This window comes from Corynebacterium sp. UMB9976, assembly GCF_030212265.1.
Classification (GTDB): Bacteria; Actinomycetota; Actinomycetes; order Mycobacteriales; family Mycobacteriaceae; genus Corynebacterium.
This window is the reverse complement of sequence record NZ_JASODY010000001.1, coordinates 251,233-269,643: the sequence shown is the minus strand read 5'-3', so window position 1 is coordinate 269,643 and position 18,411 is coordinate 251,233. Positions and strand designations below refer to the sequence as shown.

Annotated in this window: 14 protein-coding genes; 13 read left to right on the top strand and 1 reads right to left on the bottom strand. The window is 65.1% G+C overall.

Annotation, left to right across the window (positions count from 1 at the left end):
* Window positions 1-29: 29 nt before the first annotated feature.
* The 4 genes from rbfA (at window position 30) to QP140_RS01245 (ending at window position 3,783) form a co-directional block, all read left to right on the top strand.
* Window positions 30-461, top strand: a complete 432-nt coding sequence (gene rbfA / locus QP140_RS01260; RefSeq protein ID WP_070759044.1) for a 30S ribosome-binding factor RbfA — start codon at window positions 30-32, stop codon at window positions 459-461.
* An 89-nt stretch (window positions 462-550) separates the two neighbouring features.
* On the top strand, window positions 551-1,921 hold the full coding sequence (locus QP140_RS01255; RefSeq protein WP_284757626.1) for an MATE family efflux transporter: 1,371 nt from the start codon (window positions 551-553) through the stop codon (window positions 1,919-1,921).
* Window positions 1,922-2,088: 167 nt separating this feature from the next.
* Window positions 2,089-3,033 (top strand): metallophosphoesterase family protein, encoded by a 945-nt coding sequence (locus QP140_RS01250; RefSeq protein WP_070760783.1) that lies wholly within the window; start codon window positions 2,089-2,091, stop codon window positions 3,031-3,033.
* Window positions 3,034-3,036: 3 nt separating this feature from the next.
* Window positions 3,037-3,783: a 4'-phosphopantetheinyl transferase family protein gene (locus QP140_RS01245; protein ID WP_070760781.1), complete on the top strand. Its 747-nt coding sequence runs from the start codon at window positions 3,037-3,039 to the stop codon at window positions 3,781-3,783.
* Here the strand turns inward: QP140_RS01245 and truB are convergent.
* Window positions 3,780-4,790: a tRNA pseudouridine(55) synthase TruB gene (gene truB, locus QP140_RS01240; RefSeq protein WP_284757623.1), complete on the bottom strand. Its 1,011-nt coding sequence runs from the start codon at window positions 4,788-4,790 to the stop codon at window positions 3,780-3,782. The genes QP140_RS01245 and truB overlap by 4 nt on opposite strands.
* Here truB and QP140_RS01235 point away from each other — a divergent pair.
* From QP140_RS01235 to QP140_RS01195, 9 genes are all read left to right on the top strand, one after another.
* Window positions 4,782-5,810, top strand: coding sequence for a bifunctional riboflavin kinase/FAD synthetase (locus QP140_RS01235; protein WP_284757621.1), 1,029 nt, complete (start codon window positions 4,782-4,784; stop codon window positions 5,808-5,810). The two genes, truB and QP140_RS01235, sit on opposite strands and share 9 nt — an antisense overlap.
* A 96-nt stretch (window positions 5,811-5,906) precedes the next feature.
* A complete protein-coding gene (gene rpsO / locus QP140_RS01230; protein ID WP_070759039.1) occupies window positions 5,907-6,176 on the top strand; it encodes a 30S ribosomal protein S15 in 270 nt (89 codons plus the stop codon).
* 210 nt (window positions 6,177-6,386) lie between these two features.
* Window positions 6,387-8,660, top strand: coding sequence for a polyribonucleotide nucleotidyltransferase (locus QP140_RS01225; protein ID WP_187441024.1), 2,274 nt, complete (start codon window positions 6,387-6,389; stop codon window positions 8,658-8,660).
* A 139-nt stretch (window positions 8,661-8,799) separates the two neighbouring features.
* Window positions 8,800-9,546, top strand: coding sequence for a 4-hydroxy-tetrahydrodipicolinate reductase (gene dapB / locus QP140_RS01220; protein WP_284757618.1), 747 nt, complete (start codon window positions 8,800-8,802; stop codon window positions 9,544-9,546).
* Between the two features lie 19 nt (window positions 9,547-9,565).
* Window positions 9,566-10,330, top strand: a complete 765-nt coding sequence (gene thyX / locus QP140_RS01215; protein ID WP_070759036.1) for an FAD-dependent thymidylate synthase — start codon at window positions 9,566-9,568, stop codon at window positions 10,328-10,330.
* Window positions 10,331-10,437: 107 nt separating this feature from the next.
* Window positions 10,438-11,340, top strand: a complete 903-nt coding sequence (gene dapA, locus QP140_RS01210; protein WP_070759035.1) for a 4-hydroxy-tetrahydrodipicolinate synthase — start codon at window positions 10,438-10,440, stop codon at window positions 11,338-11,340.
* Between the two features lie 9 nt (window positions 11,341-11,349).
* The gene (locus QP140_RS01205) at window positions 11,350-13,569 is read left to right on the top strand and encodes a ribonuclease J (RefSeq protein ID WP_070760769.1); all 2,220 of its coding nucleotides are present in this window, start codon (window positions 11,350-11,352) and stop codon (window positions 13,567-13,569) included.
* A gap of 204 nt (window positions 13,570-13,773) precedes the next feature.
* Window positions 13,774-17,052 (top strand): FtsK/SpoIIIE family DNA translocase, encoded by a 3,279-nt coding sequence (locus QP140_RS01200; protein ID WP_284757741.1) that lies wholly within the window; start codon window positions 13,774-13,776, stop codon window positions 17,050-17,052.
* Between the two features lie 243 nt (window positions 17,053-17,295).
* Window positions 17,296-18,411, top strand: coding sequence for a TerC family protein (locus tag QP140_RS01195; protein ID WP_284757614.1), 1,116 nt, complete (start codon window positions 17,296-17,298; stop codon window positions 18,409-18,411).

Here is an 18,411-nt window from a genome sequence, read left to right as displayed (position 1 = left end):
AGGCCCCGCCCGAAAAGGAGTGCCACATCATGGCTGATAATGCTCGCGCCGCGCGCATGGCCAAGCGCATCCAACAGATCGTCGCCGTCGCCATCGAGCGGGAGATCAAGGACCCACGCCTGGAGTACGTGACCATCACGGACACCCGGATGACCGGCGACCTGCACGACGCCAGCGTGTTCTACACCGTCCGTGGCGCATCCATCGACGAGGAGCCGGATGTTCCGCTGGCTGCCGCCGCGCTGGAGAGCGCCAAGGGGCAGCTCCGAAAGATCGTGGGCGACCAGCTCAGCGTCCGCTTCACGCCGACCCTGAGCTTCGTGCACGACACCGTCCCGGAGGCGTCCGCTCACATGGAGAAGCTGCTCGCCGAGGCTCGCGCGAAGGACGAGGCCGTGCGTGCCCAGGCTGCCCAGGCCAAGCCGGCGGGCGAGGCTAACCCTTATAAGGAGCGCGACTAGCGCTGCCTGCGCAGCCCCAGCGCCCTGACCGGGTGCCGGGTGCGCGCGGAAGAAAATTCGCCGAGAAGAGGATCTGAAGGAAAGCCACGGTGCAGGAGCCCACAACGCTGCGGGAGTTCGAGTACGTCGGAACCCGAAAGATCCTCGCGCTGGCCTGGCCGGCGCTCATCGTGCTGGCAGCCACTCCGCTGTACCTGCTGCTGGACACCGCCGTCGTCGGGCGCCTGGGGGCAACCTCCCTGGCTGGACTCGCGACGGGTGCGGTGGTGCTGAGCACCGTCACCACGCAGCTGACCTTTCTTTCCTACGGCACCACGGCCCGCGCCGCGCGGCACTTCGGGGCAGGGCGCACCACCGATGCTGTCTACGAGGGCATTCAGGCCTCCTGGATCGCACTCGGCGTTGGGGTGGTGCTCGCGGTGGGCCTGTTCTTTTTCTCCCCGACCATTTCCCTTGCCTTATCCGGAGACGCCGAGGTGGCGGCCGAGGCCACCAACTGGCTTAAAGTCACCAGCCTGTCGGTGATTCCCGCGCTGTTCATCATGGCGGGTAACGGCTGGCTGCGGGGACTGTCCAACACGCGGCTCCCGCTCTATTTCACGCTGGCCGGGGTCATCCCCATGGCTGTGACTGTCCCACTGGCCGTGCGCCGCTGGGGGCTTGTGGGATCCGCGATCGCGAACGTCGCCGGTGAGCTGATCATCGCCGCGTGTTTCCTGGGGGCGTTGGTGTTTCACTGGCGCAAGTTCGGGGATCACCGCTCGATGCGCCCCAACGGGAGGGTGATCCGCACGCAGCTGGCGATGGGGCGTGACCTCATCGCCCGGTCTCTGTCCTTCCAAGCGGCATTCCTTTCCGCAGCGGCGGTGGCCGGGCGGATCGGAGCCCCGGCGCTGGCCGCTCACCAGATTCTGCTGCAACTGTGGAACCTCGTGTCTCTGCTGCTGGATAGCGTCGCGATTGCTGCCCAAGCCTTGGTGGGGGCCGCCTTGGGCGCTGGTTCGGCGCGAGCGGCCCGCTCCGTGGCACGCCAGGTGTTGAAGTTTTCGCTGGGGGCTTCGGTGGTGCTGGCGGTCTTCTTCGGGCTGGGGTCGCGGGCGGTTCCCCAGCTCTTTACGGCCGACGCTCCCGTGCTCGATCAGATTGGTGGACCGTGGTGGGTCTTCGTTTCCATCATCGTGATCGGCGGAGCCGTCTTCGCACTGGACGGGGTGCTGCTGGGAGCCGCGGACGTGGCATTCCTGCGCAATGCCAGCATCGCGGCGGCTGTCATTGGCTTCATTCCACTGGTCTGGCTGAGCCTCGCTTTCGACGTCGGCCTGATCGGGGTATGGGCAGGGTTGGCTGCTTTCATGCTGATCCGTTTCGGCGCGGTTCTGTGGCGCTACCGCGGTGACGCCTGGACGGTGAGCGCTGATCAGCGGGAGGAGCGAGGCACCCAGGGCGCCACGGCAGCCTAGGGGAGGGGAGAGAGGCCCAAGCGGCTGACCTTGCTCTTTCTTGAAGCCACGGTGAGGCAACGTAGGGTTGAGTTTTCTAGGAACTTTCCTCGGCAATATGATTTAAGCGTGGCTGGACGACGATAAAGTCGCGGGCCGGATAACGACGGACGATGAAGGTGGTGGGCATGCAGGGCGCAGATGATTCGCTGGCAGCGCAGCTCGCCTACACCGCCGCCGTCGCCGGCGGTGCGGGGGAGGAAGAGACCCGGGATGCGGTGACTCTGTGGGCCGTCAGCGACCTGCACGTGGGTGCGCGCGGCAACCGCGATCTCGTCGTCGACCTGGTGCGGCCCCGCAACCCCGAGGACTGGCTGATCGTGGCAGGCGACGTCGCCGAAGACCTGGACGTGGTGATCGACGTGCTGGCCGAGCTTCGGCAGCGCTTCGCCAAGGTGATCTACGCGCCCGGGAACCATGAGCTCTACGCCCGTGCAGGGCACGGGCCGGTGGGAAAAGCGAAATACGAGGAGCTCATCCGTCGTTGCCGGCGCATTGGGATCTACACTCCGGAGGATCCGTACCAACAGTTCGCTGGGCACACCATCGTCCCCCTGTTCACTCTCTACGATCACTCCTGGCGCGATCTGACCGACACCCCGGAGGAAGCGATTGCCAAGGCGCACGCGCAAGGTCTGGTCTTGAGTGATTACTACATGATCCGGCCTTTCGTGGATGTCCCGCTGTGGTGCCGGGAGCGCCTGGCCTATTCGGTGCGCCGCCTGGGGCAGGTCACTGGCCCCACCGTGCTCGTGAACCACTGGCCCTTGGCGCAGGAATCCTTGCGGCGCGTGCGATACCCCGAGATCGGGCTGTTTTCCGGCACCCGGCACACCCAGCAGTGGGGTAGGCGTTATCGCGCGGCAGCTGTCATTCACGGGCATCTTCACATACCTTTAGGTGTTGAAGTTGATGGTGTGCCTCATGTGGAAGTTTCCCTGGGCTATCCGAGGGAACGGAAGCGCAGCTTGCCCCCGCGGCAAAAGCTTGAGCTGTGGCCCTATCCAGTCATCTGCGTCCCGCACACATCTGGTCCACAAGCTGGTTTCGAGGAAAGGCGAGGAGGGAAGTAGGCAATGTGGAATGACGTTGTGATCTCATTGCATCAGACGGAGCCGATTCAGGCCTACGACCACCAGTTCCAGCGGGTGCCCTCCCTGCTCCAACCCGGGCGCCTGCTAAGTGGGGTGCGGTGCGTCGAGTACCACTCCTCGGCCGAAAACCTGCGCAACTACCACGGTCTTCCCGTCGTGGAGCAGGAGCTCGTCGCCACCGCGGTGGACCGTCGCAAGGCCGAATTCGGGGACTCCCGGTGGTGTGCCCACCGCGCGATGGAGCAGTTCATCCCGGACCAACCGATTCTTCGTGGCCACCGTGGGATGCCGGAGTTTCCAGCCCCGGTTGTCGGCTCGATGACGCACACCACCGGCTACCGGGCGGCCGTGGTGGGGCGCGCCAGCCGCTGGAGTTCCTTAGGCATCGACGCCGAGCCACTCACTCCGCTCCCGGAGGGAGTGTTCGCAACGATCGCGAGCCCGGAGGAGCGTGCAGGCCTGCGGCGACTGTCCCGCCGCCTGGGCCGCGGCCACGATGGCCAGGGATCCCTGGGAGTGGTGCTCTTCTCCGCGAAGGAGGCGGTGTACAAGGCCTGGTACCCGCTGACCCAGCAGTTCCTGGACTTCGACCAGGCACGCATCGAACTCCGCGAGGACGGGAGCTTTAAGGCCCGGTTGCTCGTCGGGAACGCTCCGGTTCCCGCCATTGAGGGCCTGTGGTCAGCAGCTGAAGGCTACGCGCTGACGATGGCGGGCGTGCGCGCCTAAACCAACCCGTGGGGGCGGGCGACGAACTCGCTGGCCGCACGCCGACCCTTCTCCTTAATCAGCGCGATCGCGTGGCCCTGCGGATCCACAGCAGCGTGAACCCCCTTCAACCCGATTGGCTCCAGCCACTTACCCAGGGCTAGGTTCACTGCCTGCTCTTCGGTGATCGGCCGGGTGGGGAAGCAGACCTGCATTGCAGTATCGAGGCTCAAGCTCAGCTCCGGGGTGTCGGCAAGTTCTTCGAGGGTGACGGCCTCAGCGATATCGAACGGCCCCACGCTGGTGCGGCGCAGCGCAGTGAGATAACCGCCCAACCCTAGTGCCTCGCCGACGTCGCGGGCGATGGCGCGGATATACGTCCCGGAGCTGCAGTGGACGCTGACATCGACCAGCCAGCGAGGTCCCTCGGCGGTCTCTTCGCGACGGACATCGGAGAAGCTCAACGAGTGGATGGTGATCGGGCGAGGAGGAATGTCGACCTCCTTGCCCTCCCGGACCAGCTCGTGGGCTCGGCGTCCATTGATCTTGATGGAGGACACGGAGGTCGGCCGCTGCATGATCTCCCCTTGGAAATCTGCGAAGATCTCGCCGAGCCGTGTGGTCATTGCCTCGACGGTGAATGAATCGATCTTTGTCGGGTCCGCGGTCTTCAGCACCTCGCCTTCGACGTCGTCGGTGACGGTGCTAGCCCCGAAGGCCATCGTTGCCTCGTAACGCTTGTCGTGCGTGACGACGTGGGCGAGGAATTTGGTACCCCGCTCGATGCCCAGCACCAGCACACCGGTGGCCATGGGATCCAGAGTGCCGGAGTGGCCGACCTTCTTGGTGCCCATGACCCGGCGAACTTTCGCGACCATGTCGTGGCTGCTCGCCCCAGCGGGCTTATCGAGGATGATCAAACCGGAACGGTCGAGCAGGCTAGGGGATCCCGACGGCCGGTCGGTGGCGCGGGCCGCCTCGTCGCCAGAACCCTGGGTGCTTTCGGAAGGGGAGTGCTTTTGAGCCATGGCGTCAGTCTATGGGTTAAGATCCCCAACGTGAGTATCTGGTACGGGCTTGATCGTGTTCCCCACAACCTCGAAGGCGCAGCCGTGACAATCGGCGTGTTCGACGGCGTGCACCGCGGGCACCAAGAGCTGATTAACCGAGCCGTGGCCAAGGCCAAGGAGCTCGGCGTCCCCGCGGTGATGTTTACCTTCGACCCGCACCCGACCGTGGTCTTCCAGCCGGAATCCGTTCCGAAGCTGCTGGGCACGGTGGAGGAGCGCGCCCAGCTGGCGATGGACCTCGGAATCGACCACGTCGTCGTCCAGGCCTTCACCCCGGAAATCGCTTCCTGGTCCCCAGAGGAATACATCGACCGGGCGCTGCTCGACACGCTGCGGGCCAAGCACGTCGTGGTGGGGGAGAACTTCACCTTCGGCCACAAGGCCTCCGGCACCCCCGACACGCTCCGTGAGGTGTCCCAGCGCCGGGACTTCACGGTGGACGTGGTTCCGCTGCTTTCTGAGGACGACCACACGGTCTGCTCCACCTGGATCCGCCAGCGCATCGCCGAGGGGGACATGGAGTCCGCGACGGAGGCGTTGGGCCGTCCGTTTTCCGTGGAGGGCGTGGTCACCCACGGCGCAGGCCGGGGCGGCCGGGCGCTGGGCTTTCCTACCGCCAACCTGTACTTCCCGGATATCTACGCGCTGCCCTCCGATGGGGTGTACGCCGGTTACCTGGAGATCCTGCCGAACCAAGCAGAGCTGTCCCACCAGGGGCTGAGCGACAAGGTGGGCACCATGCCGGTGGGGACCAAGCTTCCCGCGGCGATCTCCGTGGGCACGAACCCGACCTTCGGCCACGAGCCGCGCAGCGTCGAATCCTTCGTTCTCGACCACGAAGCCGATCTCTACGACTTCGAGGTCCGCGTCAGCTTCGTCTCCCGAATCCGCGGCCAAGAGAAATACGACTCCCTCGACGAGCTCATCGCCGCCATTGACCGCGATGTGGCAGCTACCCGCAAGGCTGTGCTAGGGTAACTCGGTCAGCGACTGCGGTTCGCGGTAGTCGCGCGGACTGCCTTCGGGCAGTCTTTAAGAATCTTTAGCGCGGACTGAAATAACAAGGAGTTATCCATGGCACTGTCCAAGGACGAGAAGGCAGCAACTCTTAAGGAGTTCGGCCTGCACGAGACCGACACCGGTTCCCCGGAGGCGCAGGTTGCTCTGCTGAGCGCCCGCATCTCCCAGCTCACCGAGCACCTGAAGGACCACAAGCACGATCACCACTCCCGTCGTGGTCTGCTGCTGCTGGTCGGTCGCCGCAAGGGTCTGCTGAAGTACCTGGCTTCCACCGACATCGAGCGCTACCGCTCCCTGATCGAGCGCCTGGGCCTGCGTCGCTAAGAGCGATCGCATCCGGAGGTGGTTTCCGCCCCCGAGGCTCTCAGTAGCTTTCCGACCCCGTCTGCGTGTCACACGCGGGCGGGGTTTTTGCTGCGCGCGTGCTAGGCTCGTCGGTGAAATATTGACCGACTTCTAAGCGCCCCTTCGGCACCGATGATCTGAAGACTGCAACGGGCGCTACTTGTGATGAAAGGCCGTGGCACACACGCTATGAGCTCCAAGAAAAATAATCTTCCTAAGAACGTCTCCGTTGAGATGGTCGACCCGGACGCAGGGATCTGGGAAGCAACCGCAACCATCGACAACGGCGACTTTGGTTCCCGCACCCTCCGCCTCGAGACCGGCCTGCTGGCTCGACAGGCGGACGGCGCCGTCACCGCGTACCTGGACGAGGACACGATGCTGCTGTCGACGACGACGGCCTCCCGTTCCCCGCGCGAGGGCATCGACTTCTTCCCGCTGACCGTGGACGTCGAGGAGCGCATGTACTCCGCTGGCCGCATCCCGGGCAGCTTCTTCCGTCGCGAGGGTCGCCCGGGTACGGACGCCATCCTCGCTGCCCGCCTCATCGACCGCCCGCTGCGTCCGACCTTCGTCAAGGGGCTGCGCAACGAGGTGCAGGTCGTCATCACCGTGATGTCCATCGACCCGAACGAGATGTACGACGTCCTCGCCATCAACGGCGCGTCCGCATCCACCCAGCTCTCCGGCCTGCCGGTGTCCAGCTCTGTCGGTGGCGTGCGCATGGCGCTGGTCGTCGATGAGGAGCACCCGGAGGGGCAGTGGGTGGCCTTCCCGACGCGCGAGCAGGTGTCCCAGTCCGTCTTCGAGCTGGTCGTCGCCGGTCGCGTGACCGAACCGGCGAAGGGCGGCCGGGGCAAGAAGTCCCAGCCGAATGTCGCCGTCATGATGGTCGAGGCAGGGGCTACCGACAATGTCGTCGAGCGCATCGCCGAAGGTGCTCCGGCACCGACCGAGGCAGTGGTGGCCGAGGGCATTGAGGCCGCTAAGCCGTTCATCGCGACCCTCTGCGCCGCTCAGGACGCGCTGCGTGACGCGGTGGACACCGAGTCCCGCGAGTTCGAGCTCTTCCCACCGTTCGACGAGGATGTCTACTCTGCCGTCGAGGCCGAGTGCGATGCTGACGTCGCGCAGATCATGACGATCGCCGATAAGCAGGAGCGCGACGAGTCCCTCGCAGAGAACATGCAGGAGACCGTCGATGCGCTGATCGAGCAGTTCCCGGAGCGTGAATCTGAGATCCGTGCGGCTCACAATGACCTGACCCGCACCATCGTGCGCCAGCGCATCCTGGAGGACGGCTTCCGCATCGACGGCCGCGACCACACCTCGATTCGCGACTTGGGCATCGTGGTGCAGCTGCTGCCGCGTGCCCACGGCTCCGCCCTCTTCGAGCGTGGCGAGACCCAGATCCTCGGCGTGACCACCCTGGACACCCTGAAGATGGAGCAGACCATCGACTCCCTGGGGCCGGAGACTTCCAAGCGCTACATCCACCACTACAACTTCCCGCCGTACTCCACCGGCGAGACCGGCCGCGTGGGCAGCCCGAAGCGCCGCGAGATCGGCCACGGTGCCCTGGCGGAGCGCGCCCTGACCCCGGTGCTGCCGTCCCGCGAGGAGTTCCCGTACACCATCCGCCAGGTCTCCGAGGCTCTGGGCTCCAACGGCTCGACCTCCATGGGCTCCGTGTGTGCGTCCACGCTCTCGCTGTACAACGCCGGCGTGCCGCTGAAGGCGCCGGTGGCCGGTATCGCGATGGGCCTGGTCTCCGGCCTCGTCGATGGCAAGGAGAAGTTCGTCAGCCTCACCGACATCCTCGGTGCGGAGGACGCCTTCGGCGACATGGACTTCAAGGTCGCCGGTACCTCCGAGTATGTCACCGCCCTGCAGTTGGACACCAAGCTCGACGGCCTACCTTCCGAGGTGCTAGCTTCCGCGCTCGGCCAGGCGCGCAGCGCCCGCCTCGAGATCCTGCAGCTGATGGAAGATGCCATCGACACGCCGGACCAGATGAGCGAGCTGGCGCCACGCATCACGAAGATCTCCATCCCGCAGAACAAGATCGGTGAGGTCATTGGGCCGAAGGGCAAGACCATCAACCAGATCACGGAGGAGACCGGCGCCAACATCTCCATCGAGGACGACGGCACCGTGTTCGTCTCCGCCGTGGGTGGCGAGGCCGCCGAGGCTGCGATCGAAAAGATCAACGCGATCGCCAACCCGCAGCAGCCGAAGGTCGGGGACCGCTTCCTCGGCACGGTTGTGAAGACCACCGCCTTCGGTGCCTTCATCTCCCTGCTGCCGGGACGCGACGGCCTGCTGCACATCTCGAACATCGGCGGCGACCGTCGCATCGAGAAGGTTGAGGACGAGCTCAACGTCGGCGACAAGATCCAGGTCGAGATCGCCGATATCGACAACCGGGGCAAGATCTCCCTGGTTCCGGTCGACGAGGACTAAGCGCTTAAACGCTTGAAGCGGGCACCACATCACGCGGTGCCCGCTTCGTCTTATTAGTCTTGATATCAGCAACGCCCGGCCACCGGTCGGGGCTTCACAGACACTATTGCCAAGCACGCTTCGGCAGGAAGGAAAGGTTATGATCCGCGTAGGAGTACTTGGCGCCAAGGGGCGCGTCGGCACCACCATCGTCGCCGAGGTGGAGCAGAACCCGAACCTGGAACTCTCCGCCGCCCTGGACCACGGCGATGACCTCCAGGAGCTCGTGGACACCAAGACCGACGTGGTCGTGGACTTCACCCAGCCGGACTCCGTGATGGGCAACGTGGAGTTCTGCATCCGCAACGGCATCCACGCGGTCGTCGGTACCACCGGCTGGACCGAGGAACGCTATGAGACGGTCCGCAGCCTGCTGCAGGAAGCCCCGAAGGTCGGTGTGCTGGTGGCCCCGAACTTCGCCATCTCCGCGGTGCTGACGATGAAGTTCGCCGAAATCGCCGCACCATTCTTCGAATCCGCCGAGGTCATCGAGTTCCACCACCCGAATAAGCTTGACGCTCCTTCCGGCACCGCGGTGCACACCGCCGAGGGGATCGCCCGAGCTCGCGGCGAGGCCGGGCTGGAGGAGCAGCCGGACGCCACCGCCCAGTCCCTCGACGGCGCACGAGGCAGCGACGTCCAGGGGGTGCCCGTCCACGCGGTCCGCATGACCGGCATGGTGGCGCACGAAGAGGTCATTTTCGGTACCCGCGGGCAGTCTCTGACCATCCGCCAGGACTCCTACGACCGCGAGTCCTTCGTACCGGGTGTGGTCATCGGCGTGGAGAAGATCGCCGAGAACCCTGGGCTGACGATCGGCCTCGAGAAGTTCCTGGGTCTGGACTAGGGCTCGGGCGACGAACGCTATGGCAACACCGGTGGAACTCGACGTCCAGCTCATCGGGCACACCCAATTCCACGCGCCGCCGGATATCGACTGGGAAACGGATACCGATGGCCCGTCCGCTCTCCTCGAATTCGCTGGGCGCGCGTGCTACGAGACCTGGGATAAGCCCAATCCGCACACCGCGACGAATGCCGCCTACCTCCGCCACATCATGGACGTGGGCCACCTGGCGGTGCTGGAGCACTCCAGCGCCACGATGTACCTGCGTGGCGTGTCTCGCTCCTGTGCCCACGAGGTCATGCGGCACCGAATGTTCTCCTTCAGCCAGCTTTCCCAGCGCTACGTCCCGGATGACGAGGCGCGGGTGGTTGTGCCACGCAGCGTGCAGGAAAACCCCGACCTGGAGAGACTCTTTCTCCAGGCGGCGGACGTCGCGCACGGCGCCTATACCGAAATCCTGGATAGCCTCAACGAGAATCTCGATGACGGAGCGAGCGCGAGGGTGAATGCCGCGCTGCGCGCCAAACAGGCCCGACAGGCGGCACGTGCTGTCCTGCCCAACGCGGCGGAAACCCGCTTCGTCATGTCCGGTAACTTCCGCAGCTGGCGACACTTCATCGCCATGCGGGCAACCGAGCACGCCGATCCGGAGATTCGCCGGGTGGCGATTGCGTGCCTCGTTGAGCTCCAGTCGATCGCCCCGGAGGTTTTCGAAGACTTCTCGATCACCGAGCTGCGGGATAAGACCCAGATCGCCACAAGTCCCTACGTCAGCGATATCTAGTTCGCGGTGCTGGAGTCGTCGGAAACAGGAAAACGTTTTCCCCGAAACGAGACACGGGGAGCGGCAAATAACCACAAACCTGGTGAAGAAAGGTAATCTTTACACCTATGAGTACAGGTAATGCAGCAATTCGTGGTGCTGAACACTTCGGAACGGTCTCTGTGGCAATGGTGACGCCATTCCACAAGGACGGGACTATCGACCTGAAGGCGGGCGTCGAGCTCGCCGGGCACCTGGTTGATAAAGGCTGCGATTCTCTCGTTCTCGCTGGTACGACCGGAGAATCTCCAACCACGACCAACGAGGAGAAGATCAACCTACTCAAGGCAGTTCGCGCTGAACTCGGCGATAGCGTCACGCTGATCGCTGGCACTGGCACGAACAACACCGCGAGCACCATCGAACTCTCCCGGCTGTCGCAGGACGCCGGCGCAGATTCGCTGCTCGTCGTCACCCCGTACTACTCCCGACCGAGCCAGGAGGGGCTGTTTCAGCACTTCACTGCGGTCGCGGACAGCGTCGATCTCCCGATTTGCCTCTACGACATTCCGTCCCGGTCGGTCGTCCCCATCGAGATGGACACCATCCAGCGGCTGTCGGAGCACGAGAATATTCAGGCCGTCAAGGATGCCAAGGGCAAGCTTCCGGAGGCGCTGCAGCTGCTGCAGAACACGGACCTGGCCTGGTACTCCGGCGATGACCCGCTGAACCTGCCGTTCCTTTCGGTCGGTGCGACGGGCTTCATCTCCGTGATCGGGCACCTGGCCGCAGACAAGCTGCGGGCTCTGCGTGAGGCCTACGACCAGGGCGACCTGGCGGGCGCTCAGCAGATCGCGGCGAGCCTGGCCCCGCTGGAGCGGGCCCAGGGGCGCCTCGGGGGAGTGACGATGGTGAAGGCGGCTCTGAAGCTGCGCGGCAAGGACGTTGGTGCACCGCGCCTACCAATTTTGGAAGTAGACCCAGCCGAACTGGATCAGCTGGAACAAGACCTGCAGGACGCAGGGGTTTAAAAGGATAATATGACTGAAAATCGTTCTCGGGGACGCAAGGTAACCCGAAAGGCGGCTCCGCCGAGCGCGGAAACTGCTGCACAATCCGATGCGGGGAACGCGAGCGCTGAGCAGCAGCGCGAACGCGCCGACAAGAACCGCGTGAGTAACGCTGAGGCCGCGACCGTCTTCAACGACGGCGGCCAGCAGGCAGCCCAGAACTCCGGCGCCAGCGAGGGCTCCGGCAAGGGCGGCAAGCGCTCCGGCGGCGACAACGGTGGCGATAACAACGGCGGGAACGGCGGGAGCCGTTCCCGCAACCGCCGCTCCCGTGGCCGTGGCCGTTCCAAGGGCTCCAACAACGGCGATAAGCAGGGCGGCGATAACCGCGGTGGCCAGAACAACTCCGGTCGCGGCGGAAACAAGTCCAAGTCCGGCGGCCGCAATGGCAACAACCGCCGTGGCCGCGGTGGCGACCGTCGTCGCGGTGCGCTGCAGGCCATGCAGGGTGCAGACCTGACCAAGCGCCTCCCAGAGCCACCGGCCCTGCCCAAGGGTGGGCTGCGCATCGTTGCCCTCGGCGGTATCTCCGAGATCGGCCGCAACATGACCGTCTTCGAGTACGACGGTCGCCTGCTGCTGATCGACTGTGGCGTGCTCTTCCCATCCAGCGGCGAGCCGGGCGTGGACCTGATCCTCCCGGACTTCTCCTACCTGGACGATAAGTGGGACCGCGTCGAGGCTCTCGTGATCACCCACGGTCACGAGGACCACATCGGTGCGATCCCGTGGCTGCTCAAGCAGCGCGCGGACATCCCGATTGTTGCCTCTCGCTTTACCGCAGCGCTCATCCAGGCCAAGACCCAGGAGCACCGCCAGCGCCCGAAGATCGTCGAGGTCAACGACCAGTCGCACGTGAGCTACGGCCCGTTTGACCTGCGCTTCTGGAACGTCAACCACTCCATCCCGGACTGCCTGGGCATCGCGCTGAAGACCCCGGCCGGCCTGGTGATCCACACCGGCGACATCAAGCTCGATCAGACCCCGATCGACGGCCGTCCGACGGACCTGCCGGCGCTGTCCCGGTTCGGCGACGAGGGCGTGGATCTCATGCTCTGCGACTCGACCAACGCCGCAACCCCGGGATTCTCCGGTTCCGAGGCGGACGTCGCCCCGACGCTGAACCGACTGATCCGCGCCGCGAAGCAGCGCGTGATTCTGGCGTCCTTTGCCTCCAACGTGGCCCGCATTCAGTCCGCCGTGAACGCGGCGGTCGCGGCGAACCGGAAGGTGGCCTTCACCGGGCGCTCGATGATCCGCAACATGGAGATCGCAGAGCGCATGGGCTACCTGAACGCCCCGCGCGGCACCATCGTCTCCATGGACGAGGCCTCCCGCATGGCTCCGCACAAGGTGGTTCTCATCACCACCGGTACTCAGGGCGAGCCGATGGCCGCGCTGTCGCGCATGGCACGCCGGGAGCACCGCCAGATCACCGTCCGCAGCGGCGACCTGATCATTCTCTCCTCCTCCCTCGTCCCGGGTAACGAGGAGGCGGTGTTCGGCGTGATCAACATGCTGTCGCAGATCGGCGCGACGGTGGTCACCAGCCGCGACGCCAACGTCCATACCTCTGGTCACGGCCTGGCAGGGGAGCTGCTGTTCCTCTACAACGCAGCGCGCCCGCGCAATGCGATGCCGGTGCACGGCGAGTGGCGCCACCTGCGCGCCAACCGCGATCTGGCTATCTCCACCGGCGTGGACCCGAAGAACGTCCCGCTCGCCCAGAACGGCGTGGTCGTGGACCTGCACAACGGGCACGCGAAGGTCGTGGGTCAGATCACCGTGGGCAACCTGTACGTCGACGGCACCCGCATGGGCGACGTGGACGCGGATACCCTCGAGGACCGCACCGCGATGGCCGAGGGTGGCCTCATCGCCGTATCCGTGGTGATCGACAACCGCACCGGCCGTCCGCTGGAGGCCCCGCACATCCAGGCCAAGGGCTTCTCTGGGGATGCCAAGGACCTGCTCAAGGAGCTCGGCGAGATCGCCGACGACGTGATGATGGATCTGGCCGGTGAGGGGGAGAATAACCCTTACCGCATGGCTCAGACCCTGCGTCGTCGTCTCGCCCGCCACGTCTCCGATAAGTGGAACCGCAAGCCGCTCATCGTTCCGACCGTGGTTCCGATGACTAGCGAGATCGTTGAGGAGCTGGAGGACGCACCGTCCGTGCCTGCTCAATAACGACTGAACTGGCTGACCGGGCCGGGGCTCGCCGTGACACACGCGGTGACCCACGGCCCGGTCTTCCTTTTTCGTCCCCGTCCTTATGTCGCCCCGCGGGGCGGTGGGGGAGGGGAGCTCTGTGCCCGGATAACCGGGATTCTCGCCAGGAAACCCACTGCGAGGCGTGTTGAAAGTGTTAAACATGTGACTACTGGGACTAATATGGCGGACATGTCTGTCAGAAACCGTCCCGGCACGTCGCCCTCCCGCAACCACTCCCGGCGCTCTCCCTCCCGCCCCGGTCAGCGGGATTCTCGCCCAGCTGCGAGGCGCCGTGCCCCACGCATGGGGATCGACGAGGACCTCTCCGTCGACCCCGGTGCGTCGACGGCCAAGACCGCGCGATCGGGTAGTTCGGCCTCCGACGTGGAGTTTGGTAGGACGGGCAGTGCCTACCGTGCCGTGGGCGGAAGCATCAAAACGATCGCGGACTCGGTAGCCAGCGGAATCGGTGGCGCGCTCCGGCGTCCCCGGCATGAGAGCGAGGACTCAGACGCAGCCGAATTCGCCGGGCACCGACCACAAGCCCGCACGTCGAAGAAGAAAGTAGAAGGTTTGGCCTCTCAGCAGCACGAAGACGGCACCCAGCCGCGGCGTCCCCGACGCAAGAAGCAGGCGGCGAAGGAGATGGCGCCGGTCGAGGACACGCAGTTCGACGGCGATGAGCTCTCCTCGGATGAGCCACGCCAGATCGGCGGCGGTTTTGACGGCCCGGCGCTCGTCAGCGGCGGTGTTGCGATCATTCTCGCCGCCACCCTGTGGTTCAACGTTGCTGGCGCGGTCGGCAAAGGCATCGCCTACGCGCTGACCTGGGCTATCGGTGTGGGGGCGTACATCGTCCCGGTCGTCCTGCTGGGGCTTGCTTGGATCCTGATGTTCGGAGTTCGCACGACGCAGAGCTCTGACCTGCGCCGCGGCCTCGGCGTGGGTCTTGTCGCCGGATCCCTGCTGGGGATCATTCACATCTTCGCTGGTCTTCCGACCAGCACCGCGGATAAGGCTGGAGCGGGCGGCATCGTCGGACAGTTCATCGGCACGCCGATGTCCGTGGGCTTCAGTAATTACGTTGCCGTTCCGCTGCTGTTCCTCATCATGATTTACGGTGCCCTGCAGCTCACCGGCCGCACGGTCGCCGAGTTCTTCGCCGGATCCGTTTCCTGGCTGGGGCTCGAGGGCACGTTCGACGCGCTGCGTGAACGCTTCTCCCGGGATTCGGAGGAGTACGACGACGATCCGTACGGCGAAATCGACCAGCGCCTCGATGAGGCCGTGGATCAAGACGACTACTTCCTGCCAACCCGCAGCCGGAAGAAGTCCCCGGCGGCTAACTACCCGGTGGAGGAGGAGCCCGCGCAGCCTGCCCGCCGAGCCCGCCGCCGCAGTGCCCCGGCGCCGCGCGCCGCCGCGCCACGGCAGCCCGAGCCAGCTGTGCCGGATGATATCGATGAGCCACTCCCACTGGTCTCCGATACGGATGAGACCGCGGTGCTCGATGTCGCCGCTAGCCCGGAGGAGGGCGCGCCACGCCGCAAGCCCGCTCGTGCCCAACAGCGTTCCGCGATCCCCGCGGCGCGCGAGGAATCTCCGCAGGCCGAGCCCGCTGCCGGGCGGAGCCACGCCGAAGAGCGCGCGGCAGGAGACAAGGCTGTCAACCAGTCCCGCGAGGCCATGCGCCAGGCTATCGTCGCTCGCTCCGGCATCGACGCTGCCGCACTGGCTGCGGGTAAGACCGAGGAGCAGAACGAAAACGGGGACGCCACCGCGTCGGCGGCGTCCTCGTCCCCAGCCGCACCGCAGGGGGCAGAGGGCAGCTACGTCCTGCCGTCCACCGAACTGCTGATCCCGGGCGAGCCGGCGAAGGAACGCAGCGACGCCAACGACCGGATGATCGACGCGATCACGGAGGTCTTCGAGGAATTCAACGTCGACGCCCACGTCACCGGTTTCCAGCGAGGCCCGACGGTCACCCGCTACGAGATCGAGCTCGGCCCCGGCGTGAAGGTCTCCAAGATCACGAATCTGCAGTCCAACCTCGCCTACGCGGTGGCCACGGATAACGTCCGGCTGCTGACCCCGATCCCGGGTAAATCCGCCGTCGGCATCGAGGTGCCGAACTCCGACCGCGAGATGGTTCGCCTCGGCGACGTGCTGGGCTCCTCGGACGTCGTGGCCAACCAGGACCCGATGCTCATCGGCCTGGGCAAGAACATCGAGGGCGACTTCGTGGGGCACTCCTTGCAGAAGATGCCACACCTGCTGGTTGCCGGTTCCACCGGCTCCGGTAAGTCCGCGTTCGTGAACTCGATGCTGGTCTCCCTGCTCACCCGCGCCACGCCAGAGGATGTCCGCCTCATCCTCATCGACCCGAAGATGGTGGAGCTGACTCCATACGAGGGCATCCCGCACCTCATCACCCCGATTATCACCCAGCCGAAGAAGGCAGCCGCCGCGCTGACCTGGCTGGTGGAGGAGATGGAGCAGCGGTACATGGACATGAAGGCCACCCGCGTGCGTCACATCAAGGACTTCAACCGCAAGGTCAAGTCCGGGGAGATCACCACCCCGTTGGGCTCGGAGCGCGAATACCGTCCGTACCCGTACATCGTCTGTGTGGTGGACGAGCTCGCTGACCTCATGATGACCGCCCCGCGCGAGATTGAGGACGCCATCGTCCGCATCACCCAGAAGGCGCGAGCCGCCGGCATCCACCTGGTTTTGGCGACCCAACGCCCGTCCGTGGACGTCGTCACGGGCCTGATCAAGACGAACGTGCCGTCGCGGCTGGCCTTCGCGACGAGCTCATTGACGGACTCCCGCGTGATCCTCGACCAGGCAGGCGCCGAGAAGCTCATCGGCATGGGCGACGGGCTGTTCATCCCGCAGGGTGCTCCGCGGCCCATTCGCATGCAGGGAGCCTTCGTCACCGACGAGGAGATCTTCGCTGTCGTCGAGGCAGCTAAGGCGCAGGCTGAGCCGGACTACACGGAGGGAGTCACCGAGGATAAGTCCGCCGAGGCGAAAAAGAACATCGACGCCGACATCGGCGACGACCTCGAGGACCTCATCCAGGCAGTCGAGCTGGTCGTGACGTCGCAGTTCGGTTCGACGTCCATGCTGCAGCGCAAGCTGCGCATCGGTTTCGCCAAGGCCGGCCGCCTCATGGATCTGATGGAGACCCGCGGTGTCGTTGGGCCATCCGAGGGCTCGAAGGCACGTGAGGTGCTGGTCAAGCCGGAGGAGCTCGAGACCATCATCTGGATGATCAAGGGCGCCGACCCAGAGGATGCCCCGAAGGACGTGCTCGACGAGGACGAAGGTGCGGAGGCCCCCGAGAACGCGGCACCGCCGACGACGTCCGGCGAGGATTCGGCTGGTAACGACGGCGACGACGACACTCAGACGCGCGTCATTCCCGCCAGCCCGCCCTCGGGGGCTTTCTAAGGCACGCCTGCGGGGACGCCCCGGCGGGTGGTGCGGACCTTGTCTGCTCGCTGGTGTAGCATTGCTCCCGATGGAGGGGAGTACCCCAATCCACGGAGTCGGTCGTCAACACGGCGGAGCGGCGGCGAGCAGGCCTCAACCCTGCCGACGTGGCGCTCACCCGGCCACTCCGGTCAGGTCGCGTTGACGCCTGGCGGGGGAGACCTCCGGTCATTGAACACGCTTTAAGGGCCGGAGGGACCAATGGAAGTTAACGCCTTAACCTGGATCATCACGATTGTCGTGGTGCTCGGATTCTTTGTTTTCGATTTTCTTGCGCACGTGCGCACACCGCACGAGCCGACGCTGAAGGAGTCCGCACTCTGGTCGGCGTTTTACGTCGGCCTGGCGATGGTCTTCGGGGTGTTCCTGTGGTTCACCTGGGGCGAGCCGGGCAATCCTCACCAACACGGGCTGGAGTTCTTCGCCGGCTACATCACCGAGAAGGCACTCAGCGTCGATAACCTGTTCATCTTCTCGCTGATCCTGACCACGTTTAAGGTTCCGCGGAAGTACCAGCAGAAGGTACTGCTCGCCGGCATCCTCATGGCACTTGCCCTGCGCGGCATCTTCATCTGGCTCGGCGCGGCTGCGATCGCACGCTGGTCCGATGTGTTCTATCTCTTCGGCATCTTCCTGCTGTGGACCGCCGCGAAGCTGGCCTACGACGAGGTCACCGGCGCCGAGGAGACCGACCTCAACGACATGAAGATCATCCGGATCCTGCGCAAGGCAGTGCCGGTGACGGACAAGGTTCATTCGGACCGCCTCTTCGTTCGGGAGGGCGGTGCGACCGGTGACGTCGAAGGAAAGAAGAAGTCTTCCGGCAAGGGGCGCCTCGTGGTGACCCCGCTGTTCGTCGCGCTGTTGGCCATCGGCTTCATCGATGTGCTCTTCGCGCTGGATTCGATTCCCGCGATCTACGGCATCACCAGCGAGCCCTACATCGTCTTCACCGCCAATGCACTGGCTCTGATGGGGCTGCGACAGCTGTTCTTCCTGCTGAATGGGCTGCTGGAGAAGCTGGTCTACCTTTCCTACGGGCTGTCCATCATCCTCGCCTTCATCGGCGTGAAGCTGGTACTGCACGCGCTGCACGAAAATAACCTGCCGTTCATCAACGGTGGCGGCAACGTTTCCGTCCCGGAGGTGTCGGTCGAGTTCTCCTTGATCTTCATCGTGTTGACGCTGGCCATTACGACGGTGCTGAGCCTCACGGTGGGGAAGAAGGCCCAGCAGAAACAGGCCGGGGTGACCGAGGAGCCAGCACCTACGCATGCAAGCGATGCCGGTTTCGGTAAAGATCCCGCAGGTAGGTAG

Coding starts and splice junctions, on each gene's coding strand:
- QP140_RS01225 (WP_187441024.1), top strand. CDS start 6,387: ATGAGCTCCAAGAAAAATAATCTTCCTAAGAACGTCTCCGTTGAGATG.
- truB (WP_284757623.1), bottom strand. CDS start 4,790: ATGGCTCAAAAGCACTCCCCTTCCGAAAGCACCCAGGGTTCTGGCGAC.
- rpsO (WP_070759039.1), top strand. CDS start 5,907: ATGGCACTGTCCAAGGACGAGAAGGCAGCAACTCTTAAGGAGTTCGGC.
- thyX (WP_070759036.1), top strand. CDS start 9,566: ATGGCAACACCGGTGGAACTCGACGTCCAGCTCATCGGGCACACCCAA.
- QP140_RS01205 (WP_070760769.1), top strand. CDS start 11,350: ATGACTGAAAATCGTTCTCGGGGACGCAAGGTAACCCGAAAGGCGGCT.
- rbfA (WP_070759044.1), top strand. CDS start 30: ATGGCTGATAATGCTCGCGCCGCGCGCATGGCCAAGCGCATCCAACAG.
- QP140_RS01245 (WP_070760781.1), top strand. CDS start 3,037: ATGTGGAATGACGTTGTGATCTCATTGCATCAGACGGAGCCGATTCAG.
- QP140_RS01195 (WP_284757614.1), top strand. CDS start 17,296: ATGGAAGTTAACGCCTTAACCTGGATCATCACGATTGTCGTGGTGCTC.
- dapA (WP_070759035.1), top strand. CDS start 10,438: ATGAGTACAGGTAATGCAGCAATTCGTGGTGCTGAACACTTCGGAACG.
- dapB (WP_284757618.1), top strand. CDS start 8,800: ATGATCCGCGTAGGAGTACTTGGCGCCAAGGGGCGCGTCGGCACCACC.
- QP140_RS01250 (WP_070760783.1), top strand. CDS start 2,089: ATGCAGGGCGCAGATGATTCGCTGGCAGCGCAGCTCGCCTACACCGCC.
- QP140_RS01200 (WP_284757741.1), top strand. CDS start 13,774: ATGGCGGACATGTCTGTCAGAAACCGTCCCGGCACGTCGCCCTCCCGC.